Here is a 19118-nt window from a genome sequence, read left to right as displayed (position 1 = left end):
TGGGGGATGTACTGCTCATTAAAGTGAAAAGAACTCGGAAAGGAGAGGAAATATGGGAAATCAACATGCAATGGATTTGTTTGAGGAAGAAAAAAAATTTATAAAAGCGCAAGTTCTTCATACCATTTTCCACAACGAAGAAAACCTCTATTCCGTTGTCAGTATGAAAGTCATTGAAACGAATGAAACATACGACGAAAAAAAAGTAATGATAAACGGTCATTTTCCCCGTATGCATGAAGATGAAGTGTTTACATTAACAGGTCATTTTAAAGACCACCCAAAGTATGGAAAACAATATTTAGTTGAAACGTTTAAAAAAGAACTGCCACAAACAAAAGCAGGTATGGTGCAATATTTAGCGAGCGATTTATTTAAAGGGATTGGAAAGCGTACAGCCGAAAAAATCGTGGACCATCTTGGTGAGCATGCGATTTCTAAAATTATGGATGATCCGGATGCGTTAAGTGGTGTTGTAAACAAGCAAAAAGCGCAGGAAATATATGAGACGATTATTGAGCATCAAGGGCTCGAAAAAGTGATGAGTTTTTTAAATGGTTACGGTTTTGGAACAAAACTTTCTATTAAAATTTATCAGCAATATAAAGAGATGACATTAGAAGTGATTCGTAATAATCCGTATAAACTTATTGAAGAAGTGGACGGAATTGGATTTGGAAGAGCAGATGATATAGGGCGTGCAATCGGAATAACGGGCAATCACGACGACCGTGTACGTGCAGGGTGTTTTTATACGTTAGAGAATATTTCATTACAACTCGGTCACGTGTATATGGAAAAAGGTCAGCTTGTAAGAGAAACGATGTCACTTTTAAATAATCAAGAAGGCAGAGTGACTGAGGAAGATATTGTAGGCTGCGTTGAAATGATGCAAAGCGAAGGGAAAGTCATTATAGAAGAAGAGCGAGTGTATTTAGCTTCTTTATTCTATTCTGAGAAAGGCGTTGTAAAGTCAATTCGTCGTCTTATGAATCAAGAAGAAACCCCTGCATTCCCTGAAGCAGAAGTGTTAAAAACATTAGGAGAAATTGAAGAACAGCTAAAGGTACAGTATGCACCGCTTCAGCAAGAAGCAGTTCAAACTGCACTTCATAAGCCGATGATGTTGTTAACAGGTGGACCAGGGACGGGGAAAACAACAGTTATTAAAGGAATTGTTGAAATGTATGCGTCACTTCACGGAGTATCATTAAATCCGAATGAATATAGTGATGATAATCCATTTCCAATATTATTAACGGCCCCAACTGGAAGAGCGGCGAAGCGCATGAGTGAATCGACAGGACTTCCAGCTTGCACAATTCATCGTCTGCTTGGATGGACGCCAGAAGGATCTTTTCAGCGCAATGAAACAGACCCTGTACAAGGGAAGCTCCTTATTATTGATGAGTTTTCGATGGTAGATATTTGGCTTGCAAATCAGCTATTCAAGTCACTTCCGACAAATATTCAAGTTATCGTTGTAGGTGATGAAGATCAGTTGCCATCTGTAGGACCTGGACAAGTGTTAAAAGATTTATTGAATGCAGGTGCGGTTCCAACGGTCAAGCTTACAGAAATTTATCGTCAAGCGGAAGGGTCATCTGTTATTCAACTTGCCCATGCGATAAAGGACGGAACACTTCCGCCAGATTTAGCACAAAATAAAAAAGATCGTTCATTTATCAGCTGTGCAGGTGCTCAAATTGTTGAGGTTGTTAAAAAGGTTTGTGAAAATGCTAAGACAAAAGGCTTTAGTGCAAGAGATGTACAAGTGTTGGCACCAATGTACCGCGGACCAGCAGGTATTAATGTGTTAAATGAAGCTCTTCAAGAAGTGTTTAATCCGAAAAAAGAAAAGAGTAAAGAAATTGCCTACGGTGACGTTGTATACCGCAGAGGTGATAAAGTACTTCAATTAGTCAATCAGCCGGAAAGCCAAGTGTTTAATGGTGATATTGGAGAAATTGTTTCAGTATTTTATGCGAAAGAAAATGTCGAGCAACAAGATATGATTATCGTTTCATTTGATGGAATTGAAGTAACATATACAAAGCCGGATTTAAATCAAATTACGCATGCCTATTGCTGCTCGATTCATAAATCACAAGGTAGTGAATTCCCAATAGTTATTATGCCAATTGTAAAGAGCTACTACCGTATGTTACGTCGTAATTTAATTTACACGGGTATTACAAGGAGTAAGAAATTCCTTATTATTTGCGGGGAGGAAGCAGCGTTTCAATCCGGTGTAAATCGCCTTGATGATGCAATGCGTCAAACGACTTTAGCTGGCCGATTGCAAGAATCACAAGGAGAAGTGCAGATGGTGACGGTTAATGGTGAAGAAATGGACGTGGAAAACATTTCACCGTATGATTTCATGTAACAAGGTGAAATTATATAGTGAACCTTTCAAACGTATAACGTTGAAAGGTTCTAGCAATGTATAAATGAATGCAGTTTGGACATAATGGCGAATAGAATCTGGGAGACTGTAAGGAGATGAAAGCCATATGTTCAGTTGTCCAAATTGCAAAGGGAAAGACATCGGAAAAATAGGTGTCAACCAATTTTATTGCTGGAATTGTTATATCGAATTATCGGTTTCAAAGGGGAAAATCCATACACATCAAGTAGAGGAAGATGGTTCATTAAGCTCTCTTGATGATTTATTTGATGATAATGAAAGAACGATCGGATAACGAAAAGGGGGATTTACTTTGAATCTACGCAATTCATTAATCGCATTAGGTGTTGGAGCTGCAGCGTATCAATATGCTCGCAAACAAGATGTATTCTCAAAACGCAATGTGAAAAAAGCACGTAAGATGATTAAGTCTTATTTATAAGGCGTAAAAAACTCCCTTTATGATAAGGGAGTTTTTTTATGCGCTTGTATGCAAATATAAAAGTCCGATTTCAGAGAAGAGATAAGATAAACCGTAGCATCCAACGCCAAGCATTCCATAATGCCATAAGTGCTTAGCTCTTTCCTTTCGTGAGGAATGAATAAAGAAGCCTTTCCAAATACCAAACCCGATACAAATCCATTCAAGAAGCATAAAAAGTGCGGATAATGCAAGCATAAATAAGATCATTATGAGCCCTCCTGATTATATTTTGACATTTTGTATTTTCAGGGGTGGTTGTCCTTATTATGTTAAATATATGTATGTCTTTAAAAAACAGTATGGTCTGTATAAAAAGATTTTAAAACTTTTGCACATAACCTAACCTATTTATTTTCAAAATAAAGGTGGAGGAGGTTTTTCGTGTGAAGAATCTTAAAATCATTTGGATATATCGTTTAGGATTATTGTTACTCGTTTTTCTTTGTTTGCTCGTCTTTTTAAAAATTAAGCCACTATGGGCACCGATTATTTTTGTATTTAAAGTGGCGATCACACCGTTCTTTATTGCTTGTTTTATTGCTTATTTATTACACCCTTTAATTGAAAAAATCCATAAGGAAGGAATGCCGCGCACACTTGCTATTTTGCTCATTTATATTCTTTTCTTTGGCGGAATTGGCTATGGAATTTATAAAGGAACGCCAGTTGTTATTAAACAGTTACAAGAAATTAATGAACAATTTCCACAGTTTACAAAAATGTACGATTCTTGGATGGATGGAGTTACAGAACAAACAGCGAATTTCCCATCATTTATTCATGAAAAGGTGAAACAAATTTTTGGTGGTGTAGAAACGAAGATTCAAGCGCTTTTAAATAAAGTCATGAGCACAGCTCGTGGTGTACTGGATTCGTTACTCATTATTTTCTTAATTCCATTCATTGTATTTTACATATTAAAAGATTACGGTGAGTTTTATCATATATTTTGGAAATTAGTCCCGAGTAAGTGGCGTAGTACGGGTCAAATGCTTGCGAAAGAAATTGATAAATCACTCGGAAGTTATATTCGAGGGCAGTTATTTGTTTGCTTAGTATTAGGGGGGGTATCTGTTCTTTCTTTTTGGTTTATCGGTATGAAATATCCATTGCTGCTCGGCATTATTATTGGGGTAACGGATATAATCCCGTACTTTGGTCCTATTTTAGGGGCGATTCCCACGTTGATGATTGCGGCAACGGTATCAACGAGTTTACTCATTAAGGCGGGGATTACAATTGCTATTTTGCAATTTTTGGAAAGTAACATTTTATCTCCTTACATCGTTGGTAAGTCGCTTCGTATGCATCCCGTTATTATTATGCTTGCATTACTAGTTGGAGGAGAGATAGCCGGGATTGTAGGATTACTAATATCGGTTCCTATTTTAGCGGTCATTCGGACAGTGGTCGTTCATGTGAGGCCTCTTTGGAAAAAAGAAGATGTGTAATATGATAGCCCTCTACTTATAAAAGTAGAGGGCTATCATTATTTAGAGAGTTGCTCGTGTATTTGTTGAACGAGAGAGCTTACATCATTTGTTTGAATATGTTTTATTTTTTTTCATTCATTATCGTACATAAATATAATTTGATTGCTGAAAAGACGCTTTTGCTCTTTTAGATTAGAAATGTTTGCAAAAGAGTACTCTTCAAATATTGGGTTCTTACTTACATCTGGTCCATAAAAGAAGAGCCGTTTGTTCGTTAAAATTAACAGTCCTGGTCTTGCGACGGAACGATATATAAATATATTTAATGAGCATGCTGCATAAAAAAGGATTTTTTCATCAGTTGTTAACATTTCTTTAGCTTGATTCAATAAGGTTGTCATTGTAATCGCTCCTTTATTGTTAATAATTTAATTATAACAAATAACGTAATATTTAGAAATTTGTATAAAGTATTTTTTGAGAGGAGATTCCTATTTAGTAATAAATGCATAATATATTTAAAGGCTGTTAAGAATGAATAGTAGAATAACTATGATTAATAAGCAATTGATACAATATAAATGATTATCTACATTGACAAACTTAAGAGAATTCTATTATATTTAGTCATATAATACATTAAATTAATGACGGAACAAGTACGTTACAGTCCATTTGTAGAGAGAAGCTTCCACTGGCTGAAAGGAGCTTTAAATGAAGGGTAACAGAAAGCTAATCCTGAGAGCAGCTAATCACTGCCGTCTTGCCACGTTACGGCACCATGAGGTGATGAATTGATTGTTATAATAATCAATTCATAATTAGGGTGGTATCGCGAGTTAACTCTCGTCCCTTTTATTAGGGGCGGGAGTTTTTTATATTTAAGGAGGAAAATACAATGAAACAACTAACAGGCGCACAAATTCGTCAAATGTTTTTAGACTTTTTCCAAGAAAAAGGACATGCAGTAGAACCAAGTGCATCACTAGTTCCTCATGAAGATCCATCTCTGTTATGGATTAATAGTGGTGTAGCGACATTAAAGAAATATTTTGATGGTCGTGTAATCCCACAAAATCCACGTATTACAAATGCACAAAAATCAATTCGTACAAACGATATTGAAAACGTTGGGAAAACGGCTCGTCACCATACATTCTTTGAAATGTTAGGGAACTTCTCAATCGGTGATTACTTCAAAGAAGAAGCAATTACTTGGGCTTGGGAATTTCTAACGAGCGACAAATGGATCGGATTCGATAAAGAATTACTATCTGTTACAATTCATCCGGAAGATGAAGAAGCATTCACAATTTGGAATGAGAAAATGGGTGTTCCAAAAGAACGCATCATCCGTTTAGAAGAAAACTTCTGGGATATCGGTGAAGGACCAAGTGGACCGAATACAGAAATTTTCTATGACCGCGGTGAATCTTACGGTAATGACTTTAGTGACCCAGAATTATATCCGGGCGGAGAAAACGAGCGTTACTTAGAAGTATGGAACCTTGTATTCTCTCAATTTAACCATAATCCAGACGGTTCATATACGCCACTTCCTAAGAAAAACATCGATACAGGAATGGGTCTAGAGCGTATGACATCTATCGTTCAAGATGTACCTACGAACTTTGATACAGACCTATTCATGCCGATGATTGGTGCAACAGAATCAATTTCTGGTGAGAAATATCGTAATGGCGATTTAGAAAAAGATATGGCGTTTAAAGTAATTGCTGACCATATCCGTACAGTAACATTCGCTGTTGGTGACGGTGCTCTTCCATCTAACGAAGGCCGTGGTTATGTATTACGTCGTTTATTACGCCGTGCTGTTCGTTATTCTAAGAAATTAAACATCAACCGTCCGTTCATGTTTGAATTAGTACCGGTTGTTGGAGAAGTAATGAAAGACTTCTATCCAGAAGTACTTGAAAAGAAAGATTTCATCGCAAAAGTTGTGAAGAATGAAGAAGAGCGTTTCCATGAAACACTTCATGATGGTGAATCAATTTTAGCTGAAGTAATTGCAAAAGCGAAAGAAGAAAAAACAATTGTTATTTCCGGCGTAGATGCGTTCCGCCTATACGACACGTACGGTTTCCCAATTGAATTAACAGAAGAATATGCAGAAGAAGCTGGTATGACAGTTGATCAAGCGGGCTTTGAAAATGAAATGGAGAAACAACGTGAGCGTGCACGTGCTGCTCGTCAAGACGTTGATTCTATGCAAGTTCAAGGCGGTGTACTTGGTGAAGTTAAAGTAGCGAGCGAATTCGTTGGTTACGGTACAGTTGCAACAGAAAGTAACGTTGTTGCACTTGTGAAAAATGGTGAGTATACAGATAGTTTACAAGCAGGTGAAGAAGGACAATTAATGCTTGATGTAACGCCATTCTACGCTGAGAGCGGTGGGCAAATTGCAGACCGTGGTTATCTTCTTGCTGACGGCGTGAAAGTTGTTGTAAAAGACGTACAAAAAGCACCAAATGGTCAAAACTTACACAAAGTTGTTGTTGAAGAGGGTACATTAACGAAAGAAGCGGCTGTAAAAGCTCTTATCGATACGAAAAACCGTAGTAGCGTTGTGAAAAACCATACAGCAACTCACTTACTACACCAAGCATTAAAAGATATACTTGGAACGCATGTTAACCAAGCTGGTTCTCTTGTAACATCTGAACGTTTACGTTTTGACTTCTCTCACTTCGGTCAAGTACAAGCTGATGAATTAGAAAAAATTGAGCGTATCGTAAACGAAAAAATTTGGGAAAGTATTGATGTTGCGATTTCTCAAAAAGCAATTGAAGAAGCGAAAGAAATGGGCGCAATGGCATTATTCGGTGAGAAATACGGTGATGTTGTACGCGTTGTGCAAGTAGGCGATTACAGCTTAGAGCTTTGCGGTGGTTGTCACGTTGATAACACAGCGTCTATCGGTATTTTCAAAATCGTTGCTGAGTCTGGTATCGGTGCAGGAACTCGTCGTATTGAGGCGGTAACTGGTAAGTCTGCATACGAATTAATGAACGATCAAGTAGGTTTATTAAAAGAAGCAGCAGGAAAAATGAAAACAAATCCAAAAGATATTTTATCAAGAGTTGATGGTTTATTTACTGAAGTAAAACAACTTCAAAAAGAAAACGAATCTCTTGCTGCGAAATTAAGCAATATCGAAGCTGGAAACTTAACTGATTCAGTAATGACAGTTGATGGCGTGAACGTATTAGCGGCGAAAGTAAATGTTGCAGATATGAACAACTTACGTACAATGATGGATGACCTTAAAAATAAATTAGAGTCTGCAGTTGTTGTATTAGCGTCTGTAAATGACGATAAGGTAAACATTTTAGCTGGCGTAACGAAAGATTTAATTAGTCAAGGTTACCATGCGGGTAAACTTGTGAAAGAAGTAGCTTCTCGTTGTGGAGGCGGCGGTGGTGGCCGTCCTGATATGGCACAAGCAGGCGGTAAAAACCCAGCGCAAGTAGAGGAAGCTTTAGCGTTTGTACAAGAGTACGTTAAATCTGTTTCAAAATAAAGAGATAGTAGTGTACAATGGTAGGGAGAGGAGAAGTTCTTCTCCCTATACTTACTACTTACAAGTGAGGTGCTTGAAATGGACGGTTTTGATAAGACAATGAAGTTTAGCATTCAAGATGAAAAACAGAGTGTCCATGTAAATGATGTACTTTTAACTGTGTATGATGCACTTCAAGAAAAAGGTTATAATCCGATTAACCAAATCGTCGGTTATTTATTAAGTGGAGATCCAGCATACATACCTCGCCATAAAGATGCACGAAGCATCGTTCGCAAGCTTGAACGTGATGAGATAATTGAAGAGCTTGTGAAGTCTTACTTGAAACATCATCGTGAGGAGTAGTTTATGCGGATATTAGGTTTAGATGTTGGTACTAAAACAGTCGGTGTTGCAATGAGCGATGAAATGGGCTGGACAGCACAAGGGCTGGAAACAATCAGGATTAACGAAGAACGAGGCCACTTTGGTTTTGACCGTATTTCTGAGTTGGTAAAACAGTACAATGTGGACAAAATAGTAGTAGGTTTACCTAAAAATATGAATGGTACAATCGGCCCTCGTGGTGAAGCGTGCCAGCAATTTGCAGAAAACCTGCGAAATCTGTTACAATTAGAAGTTGTAATGTGGGACGAGCGTTTGTCGACGATGGCAGCGGAACGTCTGCTCATTTCAGCTGATGTGAGCCGTAAGAAGCGAAAACAGGTAATCGATAAGATGGCTGCAGTCGTGATCTTACAAGGATTTTTAGATAGTAAATAAGAGGTGACCAAAATGGAAGAAAATCAAATTACAATTGTAGACGAAAAAGGAAACGAACATTTATGTGAAATTATTTTCACTTTTGATGCTGAAAAATTCGGCAAAAAATCTTACGTAGTCTTCTCTCCAATCGGTGAAGTAGACGAAGATGGAGACCAAATCTTCGATGCAATGGCATATGAGCAAAGTGAAGAAGAGGGCGGAACATTACTTTCAATTGAATCTGAAGAAGAGTGGGAAATGGTACAAGAAATGTTTAACACTCTTGCTGATGAGCAAGAAGAAGAATAGTAATGGATAAAAAGGCGAACTGTGTACACAGTTCGCCTTTTTTGTATTCATATGCAAAATGACAGATTTTTTGTCGAAACTACTTAATTTTTTATAGTATAATAAGACGGGTTGTATGAAAAAAGGCTTTAAATAAGTAGCTGTCACCGATTATTTAGAAATGATTGGTTTTGCTTTATGTTTGTAGGGCATTGTATAGAGGAAGTGTATACGGTCTACAATTGAATAAGGAGGAAGAATTTTGGTAGAGAATCAAGTGAAGAAGAAGCGTAGACGCATTTTTTTAATTTCGATTATCGCACTGCTTTTAGTTTGTGGATCAGTCTATGCGTATATTTCATCTGCATTAGGGCCAGTTGATAGTGGAAATAAAAAAGAGATTGAGGTAGAGATTCCAAAGGGGTCATCTACAAGTAAAATCGGTGAGATTTTAGAAGAAAAAGGTGCTGTGAAAAGCAGTACAGTTTTTAGTTTTTATACGAAATTTAAGTCGAAAAGCTTACAAGCAGGTACATATTTATTAAATCCTTCGATGAGTGCCAACGATGTCATTGAACAAATGTCATCTGGCAACGTACATCGTCCGGCTCTTTATAAAGTGACAATTAAAGAAGGGGCGCAAGTAACTGAAATTGCTGAAGTGATTGCGGCAGAATTAAAGTGGAATAAAGATGATGTTGTGCGTCAATTAAACGATAAAGCATTTATTCAAAAAATGCAGCAAAAGTATCCGAAGCTATTAACAGATAAAATTTTTGATAGCAACATTAAATATCCATTAGAAGGATACTTATATCCAGCAACGTATTCTTTCTATAAAAAGGATACAAAATTAGAAGAAATTGTAATCCCGATGCTTGAGAAAACAAATGCAATTATTGTTCAAAATGAGGCGAAAATGAAAGGGAAGAACTGGGATGTTCATCAACTTCTCACGTTGTCTTCACTTATTGAAGAAGAGGCTACTGGCTTTACTGATCGCCAAAAAATCTCTAGTGTTTTCTATAATCGTTTAGCGAAAGGCATGCCGCTTCAAACGGATCCGACGGTATTATACGCGCTTGGAAAGCATAAACAACGTGTATTATACGAAGACTTGAAAGTAAACTCACCGTACAATACGTATGTTGTGAAAGGGTTGCCGGTTGGACCGATTGCAAACTCTGGTAAACATTCAGTGGAAGCAGCTTTAGATCCTGCGCAAACAGATTATTATTATTTCTTAGCTGCACCAAGTGGTGAAGTGTATTATGCGAAAACATTAGAAGAACATAATGCATTAAAGCAAAAATACATTACGAAAAAACAGTGAAATGGGGAGGGATAGCGAAAAGGGTCGCATATCCCTCTTTTTTGTGGTAAAATATATCGGGTTAAAAACTGGCAGAAGAATCGTTTTTAATATCAAAACGGGACGTACAAGCTAAGGGTGAAACTGGCTTGTATTTTTATTGCATTCTATGTGTGAAAAGACAAAGGTTGACGCGTCATAGAGGCACTTCTCCATGTAAATAAGGAGGACCAATTATGGAGGATGCAGTTAACGAGTACCTATTATCATTTATTGATCCAAAAGATAAATTAATTCTTGAAATGGAAGAGTATGCAACTGAAAACCATGTGCCGATTATGGATCGACTTGGAATGGAATTTATGCTGCAATTTTTACGTTTAATTGGACCGGAAAGTATTTTAGAACTTGGAACAGCAATCGGTTATTCTAGTATTCGTATGATGCAAGCTATTCCGAACTCTCGCATTGTGACAGTAGAGCGCAATCGTGAACGATATGAAAAGGCACTTGAATATATAGAATGTTCCTCGGTAACAGACCGTATTTCTGTTATTTACGGTGATGCTTTAGAAACGGGCGAACAAGTGAAAGAACATGGAACATTTGATGTTATTTTTATTGATGCAGCGAAAGGGCAGTATCGTCGCTTTTTTGACTTATACGAACCGTTATTAAATCCTGGTGGCGTTATTATTTCAGATAACGTTATGTACCATGGTCTTGTGACGACAAAAGAGAAAATTGAAAATAGACGTACCCGTGGTTTGATTCGTCGTATTAAGACGTACAATGAATGGCTTATGAATCATGAAGGATATGATACAACGATTTTCCCAATTGGCGATGGAGTGGCTGTAAGTAAAAAGAGAGGGTGACAAAAGTATGAAGAAACCTGAATTGTTAGTAACGCCTAGAGCGGTGGCGGATATTGAACCTCTTGCGAAAGCAGGGGCAGATGCAGTAATGGTTGGTGAACAAAAGTTTGGTTTACGTTTGGCAGGAGAGTTTTCACGTGAAGATGTGAAACAAGCTGTAAACATTGCACATGAAAATGGTGTGAAAGTATACGTTGCAATGAATGCGATGTTCCACAATGATAAAGTAGAAGAATTAACGGACTATGTTGCCTTTTTAAATGAGGTAAATGTAGATGCGATTGTTTTCGGAGATCCAGCGGTATTAATGGCTGTTCGTGAAGTTGCACCAAATATGCAACTTCACTGGAATACAGAAACGACAGCAACAAACTGGTTTACTTGTAACTATTGGGGGCAAAGAGGAGCGAAACGCGCTGTATTAGCTCGTGAGCTTAGCTTAGATGAAATTGCTGAATTAAAAGAAAATGCTGAAGTGGAACTTGAAGTACAAATTCACGGTATGACTTGCATGTTCCAATCGAAGCGTTCACTAGTAGGAAACTACTTTGAGTATCAAGGGCGTAATCTCGACATTGAAAAGAAAAAGTATGAAGAGAATATGTTCTTATACGACCCGGAACGTAATAACAAATATCCAATTTATGAAGATGAAAATGGTACTCACATTATGAGTCCGAATGATATTTGTTTCATCGATGAGTTAGAGGAACTAATCGATGCTGAAGTCGATAGCTTAAAAATTGATGGTGTCCTAAAAAGTTCTGAGTACATTATTGAGGTAACGAAGAAATATCGTAAGGCGATTGATTTATGTGTAGAAGATCGTGATGCGTATTATGACGTGAAAGATGATTTATTTAAAGAGATAGAAGAAATACAACCGGTAAATCGTCCGTTAGATACAGGATTCTTCTTTAAAGAAACGGTTTACTAAACGAGGAGGGTGTAGGAAATGACTGTACAAGAAATTTCACGAGTGATCGATGGCAAACGCGTTATTGTGAAAAAACCTGAACTGTTAATCCCTGCGGGTAACTTAGAAAAATTAAAAGTAGCTATCCATTATGGGGCAGATGCTGTATATTTAGGTGGACAAGAATTTGGTCTTCGTTCTAATGCAGGTAACTTTACGCTGGAAGACATGGCAGAAGGCGTTGAATTTGCAAAGAAATATGGAGCAAAAATATACGTAACAACAAATATTTTTGCACATAATGAAAATATGGATGGGCTAGAGGAATATTTAAAAGGGATTGAAAAAGCTGGCGTAACGGGAATTATCGTTGCTGATCCGCTTATTATTGAGACATGTAAACGTGTGGCGCCTTCTGTTGAGGTGCATTTAAGTACACAACAATCACTATCCAACTGGAAAGCAGCACAGTATTGGAAAGAAGAAGGTTTACATCGTCTTGTATTGGCTCGTGAAGCAAGCTATGAAGAAATGAAAGAAATTAAAGAAAAAGTTGATGTTGAAATTGAAGCATTCGTCCATGGTGCAATGTGTATCGCGTATTCAGGGAGATGTACATTAAGTAACCATATGACAGCGCGTGACTCTAACCGTGGTGGTTGTTGTCAATCTTGCCGCTGGGATTATGATTTAGTTCAAACGGTATCACAACATAAAGATGCAAAAGAGCTTCCTCTATTCCAAGAAGAAGATGCTCACTTTGCGATGAGCCCAAAAGATTTAAATTTAATCTTATCAATTCCGAAAATGATTGAAATTGGAATTGATAGCTTAAAAGTTGAAGGACGTATGAAATCTATCCATTACGTAGCGACTGTAGCAACTGTATATCGTAAAGTAATTGATGCGTATTGTGCGAATCCGGATAACTTTGAGTTTAAACAAGAATGGTTAGATGAACTTGATAAATGTGCAAATCGTGATACAGCTCCTGCATTCTTTGAAGGGGTTCCAGGACATCAAGAGCAAATGTTTGGAAATCATAGTAAGAAAACAACGTATGATTTTGCTGGTTTAGTGTTAGATTATAATGAAGAAACGGGCATCGTAACGCTTGAGCAACGTAATCACTTCAAACCAGGACATGAAGTGGAGTTCTTTGGGCCAGAAATAGAAAACTTTACGCAAACGGTGGAGAAAATTTGGGATGAGGATGGAAACGAATTAGATGCAGCGAGACATCCGTTGCAAATCGTGAAATTCAAAGTGGATCAACCAGTGTATGTGAATAATATGATGCGCAAAAACATACTTCAATAAGAAAGAGTGGTAGTCGAATGGGGACGAATAAGCCTGTTGTAATTGGAATCGCTGGTGGTTCAGGATCAGGAAAAACAAGTGTAACGAAAGCGATTTTTGACCATTTTAAAGGTCATTCCATTTTAATCTTGGAGCAAGATTATTATTACAAAGATCAAAGCCATTTACCAATGGAAGAACGTTTAAAAACAAATTACGATCATCCTTTAGCGTTTGATAATGATTTGTTAATTGACCATTTGCAGCAGTTGCTTGCATATGAGCAAGTGGAAAAGCCTATATATGACTATACATTGCATACGCGTTCAGAAAAAATTATTCCAGTTGAGCCGAAAGATGTAATTATTTTAGAAGGAATTCTTATTTTAGAAGACCCACGTCTTTGTGAGTTAATGGATATTAAGGTGTTCGTTGATACAGATGCAGACCTTCGTATTTTACGCCGCATGCAGCGCGATATTGAAGAGCGCGGTCGTACAATGGATTCAGTTATCGACCAATACGTAAACGTTGTACGTCCAATGCATAATCAATTTATTGAGCCTTCTAAGAAATTCGCGGATATTATTATCCCTGAAGGTGGACAAAATCATGTTGCAATTGATATTATGGTTACAAAAATTGCAACAATTCTTGAACAAAAAGTAAATTTGTAATAGCATAGTAAAAGATATACGATAGGAAGGGATTTTTTCCCTTCTTATCGAATACAATGAAACATGAAACCTCACCTACCAATAGGTGAGGGCATATTTATATCAACTTTCCATACATACCTTCTTTATATAAGGAAGAATTGGAGAATAAGGGGTTGTATGTGACAACTCCACTAGTGCTACGTGTGCTAGAAACCTCCGCTATATAAGCGGAGGAGTTTTCATATGGAACTCCTCTTTTTTTCGGGGGATTGGTATATAAAAGGAGTGGAAAACATGGCAACAGAAAAAACATACCCTATGACGCAAGAGGGTAAGCAAAAACTAGAGAACGAAGTTGAACAATTAAAAACAGTAAGACGTAAAGAAGTTGTAGAGCGTATTAAGATCGCACGTAGCTTCGGAGATCTTTCAGAGAACTCTGAGTATGATGCGGCGAAAGATGAGCAAGCATTCGTAGAAGGACGTATTACACAACTTGAAAACATGATTCGTAATGCGGTTATCATTGAAGACAATGGTGAAGAGTCTACAGTTGTAACATTAGGTAAAACAGTAACATTTAAAGAGTTACCAGGTGGAGACGAAGAAGCATACATAATCGTAGGTAGCGCAGAAGCCGATCCATTTGAAGGAAGAATTTCTAACGATTCTCCAATCGCAAAAAGCTTATTAGGTAAGCAAATTGGTGAGAAGGTAGCAATCCAAACACCAGGTGGAGAAATGCAAGTAGAGATTATCTCTGTAAAATAACGTAAAAAATCACTTGTGTAAAAACGAGTGATTTTTTATTTGTATAAAAGGTGAAACACCTCGTCTAAACTACAATAGACGAGGTGTTTTTTATGAAAATGAAACGGAGAATTATAATTGTTTTAATTTGTTTTATGGGTGTGATTTTTTTATTACTTTGTCGTTTAATCCAAATACAGATTATAGATACGGAATCATTTACTGACCGAAATATCAATCTGATTGAAAAAAGTGTTACGCAACGAACACAATCACTTACAGTAGATAATGGAAGAGGGCATTTTACAGATCGAAATGGTAAGGAAATTGGTGAAGAGAAATATCCAGTCTTAATTGTTTTTCCATTTTTACAAATAAAAAATGACATGTTAGAGAAAATTGCGCATATCATTGGTGTGTCGAGACAAGAGATAAGACTGCAAATGAAAAATAAGAATCAAGCATTTATATTACGAAGGGAGAATACCCCATTTCAATTAACGCTCGAGCAGATGAAGAAGGTAAATCAATTAGATATTTTAGGTATTGTAGCAGCAGAAGTTCGACTGAAGCAAATGGGAGAGGCAGATCATTTAATTGGTGATGTGGGAGAGAATGAACAGGAATTTCAAAAGCGTTATGGAGAAATGAAAAAAACTTCGAAACAAACGCCAATTGGTATTTCTGGATTGCAACAATCATTTGATGAATTTTTACTGACTGATGGAGAAGCGAAAGTACTATATCAAGTGGATCGACAAGGAGAACCGATTTTTGGGAAGCAGGCGAAATACACTTCACCAGGAAATCCATTTTATCCAGTTACTATTCAAACAACAATACATAAAACGTTGCAACGACGAGCAGAGAAGATTATAGATGAAAACGGAATAAAAAAAGGTGGGTTAGTATTACTAGACATAAAGAATAGTGAAGTTGTAGCAATGGTAAGTAGGCCTTCTTTACAGATGAATGATAGGAGGATATATAAAGCTACACTTGAAAATCAAATGTTAACTCCTCATTTTCCGGGGTCTGTTTTTAAAACAGTAGTTGCAGCAGCAGGAATTGATGAGAATTTGGTGCGGTTTAATCGTACATTTAACTGTAATACGGATTTATACGGTGAAAATCTTCCACAAGTTATGATGGGGTCATTAAACTTTAAGGAAAGCTTTGCTAGAAGCTGTAATCGAACGTTTGCCGTATTAGGTGGTGAACTAATGCAAAAGGATAGGGAAGTATTAGAAACGTATTTAGAGGCCTTAGGAGCACGTGAGAAGGTAGGGTGGAAAGGTTCGGTATTTCATACACCAGAATTTGAGCAATTGCCAGAAGAAAAGAGTGCTATTATTTGGGAAAGCGAAGAAAATAAAGATAGTAGAAAAGCGATTGCTCAAACGATGGTCGGACAAAAAGATGTACGTGTGTCACCTCTAGCTATAGCGAATATGATGGCGACAATTGCTAGAGGTGGAGAGAAGATGGAAGTGAAAGTCGTTAAAAAAATAGTGTATAAAAATGGAACCGACTTTTTTACATTTGAAAATCATAAATTAAATGGGAAACAGCTTTCTTATGAAACGATGAAAAAATTACAACAGTTGTTAAGAGGCGTTGTAACGATGGAGAAAGGAACGGGAACCGCATTCCGTTCGTTGCCACTAACTGTCGCTGGAAAATCTGGGACGGCACAAACAGGAAAAGGAGAGAGGGTGAATCGCTGGTTTGCAGGTTATTTTCCATATGAAAACCCAAGATATGCTTTAGTTGTAGTTGATATAGAAACAGATAGTAATGAAAATGTAGTCACACCAGTTTTTGCAGAAATGGTAGAGGCAATCCATCAATTAGAAATTGAAAAGTAATCTTGCAATTATTTATGAAATGTTTTCATTTCGTGAAAATATTATTGTAAATGTTCAACCTTTCTAGATTTAATGTTACAATAGCAAGTATGAAAAACTGCATGGAGGTTTGAAGAATGGCAGGAGGATCTAGATTCCAACAGAAACAACAAAAACGTCGTCAAAACGGTGTTTTAAATATTGCAATCGCTATTGTATTAGTAGCAGTAGCTATTGTAGCGTATCAATTGTTTGTTCCTGACACAAAAGAGCAAGCGTCTTCTAGTGATAAAAAAGTAACTCAGCAAACAACAAAAGAGAATAAAGCTGAGAAAGCTAAAGGTAAAGAAGAGCCGAAGAAGAATGAGCAAGATAAGACAGAGGCTAAGAAGAAGGAAGAAGAAGAGAAGCAAAAGGCTGAGGAAGAAAAGAAAAAAGCTGAAGAAGAAGCGAAAGCTAACGAGAAAGCACCAGCTGAAAAAACACAGTCACAGGCAACAGATGCTTATACGAAATCTTCTTGGAAGCCAGTAGGTACAGAGCAAGGTGCAACACCTGCGATGACGTTTAAAAAAGGTACAGCAGATTGGAATGAGATGAATCAAGCGATTTCAGCTGCAATTGACGTTCCTGTAAATCAATTAGTTATCCATAGAATTGGAAATAACGGTAAGAATAAAGCTTACGGTAACGTACAAGATAAACAATCAGGTAAAAAATATTATGTAAATATTGATTGGGTAGACAATGAGGGCTGGAAACCAGTACTCGTTCAAACTCTAAACTAAAAAAAGAGAGGCTCTTAAGAGCCTCTCTTTTTTTAGTTAGCGTAATTTCTTTAATTTAAAATGAACAACCGCACTATAATAAGGTCTTTTGCTTTCAGGATCCATAATCATTTGGTGAGAAATATGATGAACTTCGAGCATAAGTGCTTTATTATTATCAATTTGTTCGTTAATTTTTTTTTCTAGAGAAACTAAGTTTGCAGCCTCGAAAAATTCTACTTTATCTTCTAACATTTCAAAGGTAAATGACACGAAGATGCCCCCTCTCCTATGATAATCACCTATAGTGTAACAAAGAAAAGAAGGAAATACTACGTACATTTCAATTGACATTTTTAGAAAGAGAGAATATCATACTGATAAAACCGATAAGAAAAAGGGGAATTTTTATGGGAACAGAATTTAATGGTTTATTTGATGAATGGGCTCATACGTACGACTCATTTGTACAAGGCGAAGATATACAATATAAAGAAGTTTTTGCCCATTATGAGGACATTTTAGAGGATGTAGTTAACAAGTCATTTGGCAACGTATTAGAATTCGGTGTTGGTACTGGCAATTTAACAAATAAATTATTACTTGCTGGTCGCACAGTTTACGGTATAGAACCGTCACGCGAAATGCGTACTATTGCAAAAGAGAAATTACCAAAAGAGTTTTCAATTACAGAGGGTGATTTTCTTTCATTTGAAGTCCCAAATTCAATCGATACTATTGTGAGCACTTACGCATTTCATCATTTAATAGATGAAGAAAAAGACGTAGCAATTGCGAAGTATAGTCAATTGCTAAACAAAGGTGGTAAAATAGTGTTTGCTGATACGATATTTGCAGATCAAGATGCATATGATAAAACTGTCGAAGTAGCAAAACAAAGAGGTTTTCATCAGTTAGCAAACGATTTGCAAACAGAATACTATACACGTATTCCGATCATGCAATCTATTTTTGAAAACAATGGCTTCCACGTAACGTTTACGAGATTAAATCATTTCGTTTGGGTAATGGAGGCAACTAAGCAATAGAAAGAGGGATTAGATTGAGAATTGCTGTAATTGGAGCAATGGAAGAAGAAGTACGTATTTTACGTGACAAACTAGAACAAGCAGAAACAGAAACTGTTGCAGGTTGTGAATTTACGAAAGGGCTATTGGCAGGACATGAAGTAATCTTGCTAAAGTCTGGTATTGGTAAAGTAAATGCAGCGATGTCAACGACAATTTTATTAGAAAAATATAAGCCTGAAAAAGTAATTAATACTGGCTCAGCTGGTGGATTCCATCACTCTCTAAATGTTGGTGATGTAGTTATTTCAACAGAAGTTCGTCACCATGACGTAGATGTAACAGCATTTAACTACGAATATGGTCAAGTGCCAGGAATGCCACCTGGATTTAAAGCTGATGAGGCATTAGTTGCATTAGCTGAGAAATGTATGCAGGCAGAAGAAAATATTCAAGTCGTAAAAGGTATGATTGCAACAGGTGATTCATTTATGAGTGATCCGAACCGTGTTGCAGCAATTCGTGATAAATTTGAAGATCTTTATGCAGTAGAAATGGAAGCAGCAGCTGTTGCGCAAGTATGCCACCAATATGAAGTTCCGTTTGTTATTATTCGTGCACTTTCTGATATTGCTGGTAAAGAATCAAATGTTTCATTTGATCAATTTTTAGATCAAGCAGCTCTTCATTCTACAAACTTTATCGTAAAAGTACTAGAAGAGTTAAAGTAATGTAACAAAAAGGCAACTGTCTCATATAAAG

General features: G+C 36.9%; 20 protein-coding genes, 1 pseudogene and 1 other annotated feature. Of the genes and pseudogenes, 18 read left to right on the top strand and 3 right to left on the bottom strand.

Translation table 11 applies throughout. The annotated features are described in order from the left end of the window. Positions 1-52 precede the first annotated feature (52 nt). The 3 genes from recD2 (at position 53) to NSS97_RS22345 (ending at position 2852) form a co-directional block, all read left to right on the top strand. Positions 53-2389, top strand: a complete 2337-nt coding sequence (gene recD2 / locus NSS97_RS22355) for an SF1B family DNA helicase RecD2 (RefSeq protein WP_002034106.1) — start codon at positions 53-55, stop codon at positions 2387-2389. A 127-nt stretch (positions 2390-2516) separates the two neighbouring features. Further along, positions 2517-2705, top strand: coding sequence for a hypothetical protein (locus tag NSS97_RS22350; RefSeq protein WP_002015288.1), 189 nt, complete (start codon positions 2517-2519; stop codon positions 2703-2705). An 18-nt stretch (positions 2706-2723) separates the two neighbouring features. Continuing rightward, positions 2724-2852 carry a YrzQ family protein gene (locus NSS97_RS22345; protein WP_002015286.1) on the top strand — a complete coding sequence of 43 codons (129 nt, stop codon included), beginning with the start codon at positions 2724-2726 and terminating at the stop codon, positions 2850-2852. Between the two features lie 36 nt (positions 2853-2888). Here NSS97_RS22345 and NSS97_RS22340 read toward each other — a convergent pair whose 3' ends face one another. Further along, positions 2889-3101, bottom strand: coding sequence for a hypothetical protein (locus NSS97_RS22340; RefSeq protein WP_044442453.1), 213 nt, complete (start codon positions 3099-3101; stop codon positions 2889-2891). A 176-nt stretch (positions 3102-3277) separates the two neighbouring features. Between NSS97_RS22340 and NSS97_RS22335 the strand changes: the two genes are divergently transcribed. Continuing rightward, on the top strand, positions 3278-4345 hold the full coding sequence (locus tag NSS97_RS22335; protein ID WP_044442455.1) for an AI-2E family transporter: 1068 nt from the start codon (positions 3278-3280) through the stop codon (positions 4343-4345). A gap of 38 nt (positions 4346-4383) precedes the next feature. On the opposite strand, the pseudogene NSS97_RS22330 reads toward NSS97_RS22335, so the two are convergent. Further along, positions 4384-4728: pseudogene (locus tag NSS97_RS22330) on the bottom strand (PH domain-containing protein). A gap of 237 nt (positions 4729-4965) precedes the next feature. Further along, positions 4966-5184, top strand: a binding site (T-box leader). Between the two features lie 41 nt (positions 5185-5225). Between NSS97_RS22330 and alaS the strand changes: the two are divergent. The 12 genes from alaS (at position 5226) to NSS97_RS22270 (ending at position 17349) form a co-directional block, all read left to right on the top strand. After that, entirely contained in the window at positions 5226-7868 is a 2643-nt protein-coding gene (gene alaS / locus NSS97_RS22325) for an alanine--tRNA ligase (protein WP_044442458.1), read from the top strand. Between the two features lie 78 nt (positions 7869-7946). Beyond that, positions 7947-8213: an IreB family regulatory phosphoprotein gene (locus tag NSS97_RS22320; RefSeq protein WP_000348591.1), complete on the top strand. Its 267-nt coding sequence runs from the start codon at positions 7947-7949 to the stop codon at positions 8211-8213. A 3-nt stretch (positions 8214-8216) separates the two neighbouring features. After that, positions 8217-8630 carry a Holliday junction resolvase RuvX gene (gene ruvX, locus NSS97_RS22315; RefSeq protein ID WP_001221204.1) on the top strand — a complete coding sequence of 138 codons (414 nt, stop codon included), beginning with the start codon at positions 8217-8219 and terminating at the stop codon, positions 8628-8630. Positions 8631-8642: 12 nt separating this feature from the next. Next, entirely contained in the window at positions 8643-8921 is a 279-nt protein-coding gene (locus NSS97_RS22310; protein WP_002034112.1) for a DUF1292 domain-containing protein, read from the top strand. A gap of 241 nt (positions 8922-9162) precedes the next feature. After that, positions 9163-10233: an endolytic transglycosylase MltG gene (gene mltG, locus NSS97_RS22305; protein ID WP_044442460.1), complete on the top strand. Its 1071-nt coding sequence runs from the start codon at positions 9163-9165 to the stop codon at positions 10231-10233. Positions 10234-10448: 215 nt separating this feature from the next. Then, the gene (locus NSS97_RS22300; protein ID WP_002034114.1) at positions 10449-11090 is read left to right on the top strand and encodes an O-methyltransferase; all 642 of its coding nucleotides are present in this window, start codon (positions 10449-10451) and stop codon (positions 11088-11090) included. Positions 11091-11097: 7 nt separating this feature from the next. After that, positions 11098-12027 (top strand): peptidase U32 family protein, encoded by a 930-nt coding sequence (locus tag NSS97_RS22295; RefSeq protein WP_002015276.1) that lies wholly within the window; start codon positions 11098-11100, stop codon positions 12025-12027. 18 nt (positions 12028-12045) lie between these two features. Continuing rightward, positions 12046-13326 carry a peptidase U32 family protein gene (locus tag NSS97_RS22290; RefSeq protein ID WP_107887419.1) on the top strand — a complete coding sequence of 427 codons (1281 nt, stop codon included), beginning with the start codon at positions 12046-12048 and terminating at the stop codon, positions 13324-13326. 17 nt (positions 13327-13343) lie between these two features. Beyond that, positions 13344-13982, top strand: coding sequence for a uridine kinase (gene udk / locus NSS97_RS22285; protein WP_002015274.1), 639 nt, complete (start codon positions 13344-13346; stop codon positions 13980-13982). A 276-nt stretch (positions 13983-14258) separates the two neighbouring features. After that, positions 14259-14735, top strand: coding sequence for a transcription elongation factor GreA (gene greA, locus NSS97_RS22280; protein WP_105584419.1), 477 nt, complete (start codon positions 14259-14261; stop codon positions 14733-14735). A gap of 92 nt (positions 14736-14827) precedes the next feature. Continuing rightward, positions 14828-16582 (top strand): penicillin-binding transpeptidase domain-containing protein, encoded by a 1755-nt coding sequence (locus NSS97_RS22275; protein WP_107887420.1) that lies wholly within the window; start codon positions 14828-14830, stop codon positions 16580-16582. 116 nt (positions 16583-16698) lie between these two features. Then, positions 16699-17349 (top strand): DUF1510 family protein, encoded by a 651-nt coding sequence (locus tag NSS97_RS22270; RefSeq protein WP_107887421.1) that lies wholly within the window; start codon positions 16699-16701, stop codon positions 17347-17349. A gap of 36 nt (positions 17350-17385) precedes the next feature. On the opposite strand, the gene NSS97_RS22265 is transcribed toward NSS97_RS22270, so the two are convergent. Further along, on the bottom strand, positions 17386-17601 hold the full coding sequence (locus tag NSS97_RS22265) for a YrzA family protein (RefSeq protein ID WP_002015268.1): 216 nt from the start codon (positions 17599-17601) through the stop codon (positions 17386-17388). Positions 17602-17738: 137 nt separating this feature from the next. On the opposite strand from NSS97_RS22265, the gene NSS97_RS22260 reads away from it, so the two are divergent. Both NSS97_RS22260 and mtnN read left to right on the top strand, forming a co-directional pair. Continuing rightward, entirely contained in the window at positions 17739-18377 is a 639-nt protein-coding gene (locus NSS97_RS22260) for a class I SAM-dependent DNA methyltransferase (RefSeq protein ID WP_002015267.1), read from the top strand. 14 nt (positions 18378-18391) lie between these two features. Then, positions 18392-19087, top strand: a complete 696-nt coding sequence (gene mtnN / locus NSS97_RS22255; protein ID WP_002015266.1) for a 5'-methylthioadenosine/S-adenosylhomocysteine nucleosidase — start codon at positions 18392-18394, stop codon at positions 19085-19087. The last annotated feature ends 31 nt before the right edge of the window (positions 19088-19118 follow it).

The sequence above is a fragment of the Bacillus sp. FSL R12-0074 genome (assembly GCF_038005725.1).
In the GTDB taxonomy this organism is placed as follows: domain Bacteria; phylum Bacillota; class Bacilli; order Bacillales; family Bacillaceae_G; genus Bacillus_A; species Bacillus_A mycoides.
This window is presented reverse-complemented; position numbering and strand designations above follow the sequence as displayed.

Coding starts and splice junctions, on each gene's coding strand:
- NSS97_RS22295 (WP_002015276.1), top strand. CDS start 11,098: ATGAAGAAACCTGAATTGTTAGTAACGCCTAGAGCGGTGGCGGATATT.
- alaS (WP_044442458.1), top strand. CDS start 5,226: ATGAAACAACTAACAGGCGCACAAATTCGTCAAATGTTTTTAGACTTT.
- greA (WP_105584419.1), top strand. CDS start 14,259: ATGGCAACAGAAAAAACATACCCTATGACGCAAGAGGGTAAGCAAAAA.
- NSS97_RS22340 (WP_044442453.1), bottom strand. CDS start 3,101: ATGATCTTATTTATGCTTGCATTATCCGCACTTTTTATGCTTCTTGAA.
- udk (WP_002015274.1), top strand. CDS start 13,344: ATGGGGACGAATAAGCCTGTTGTAATTGGAATCGCTGGTGGTTCAGGA.
- NSS97_RS22350 (WP_002015288.1), top strand. CDS start 2,517: ATGTTCAGTTGTCCAAATTGCAAAGGGAAAGACATCGGAAAAATAGGT.
- NSS97_RS22270 (WP_107887421.1), top strand. CDS start 16,699: ATGGCAGGAGGATCTAGATTCCAACAGAAACAACAAAAACGTCGTCAA.
- NSS97_RS22300 (WP_002034114.1), top strand. CDS start 10,449: ATGGAGGATGCAGTTAACGAGTACCTATTATCATTTATTGATCCAAAA.
- NSS97_RS22275 (WP_107887420.1), top strand. CDS start 14,828: ATGAAAATGAAACGGAGAATTATAATTGTTTTAATTTGTTTTATGGGT.
- NSS97_RS22310 (WP_002034112.1), top strand. CDS start 8,643: ATGGAAGAAAATCAAATTACAATTGTAGACGAAAAAGGAAACGAACAT.
- NSS97_RS22290 (WP_107887419.1), top strand. CDS start 12,046: ATGACTGTACAAGAAATTTCACGAGTGATCGATGGCAAACGCGTTATT.
- NSS97_RS22320 (WP_000348591.1), top strand. CDS start 7,947: ATGGACGGTTTTGATAAGACAATGAAGTTTAGCATTCAAGATGAAAAA.
- ruvX (WP_001221204.1), top strand. CDS start 8,217: ATGCGGATATTAGGTTTAGATGTTGGTACTAAAACAGTCGGTGTTGCA.
- NSS97_RS22260 (WP_002015267.1), top strand. CDS start 17,739: ATGGGAACAGAATTTAATGGTTTATTTGATGAATGGGCTCATACGTAC.
- recD2 (WP_002034106.1), top strand. CDS start 53: ATGGGAAATCAACATGCAATGGATTTGTTTGAGGAAGAAAAAAAATTT.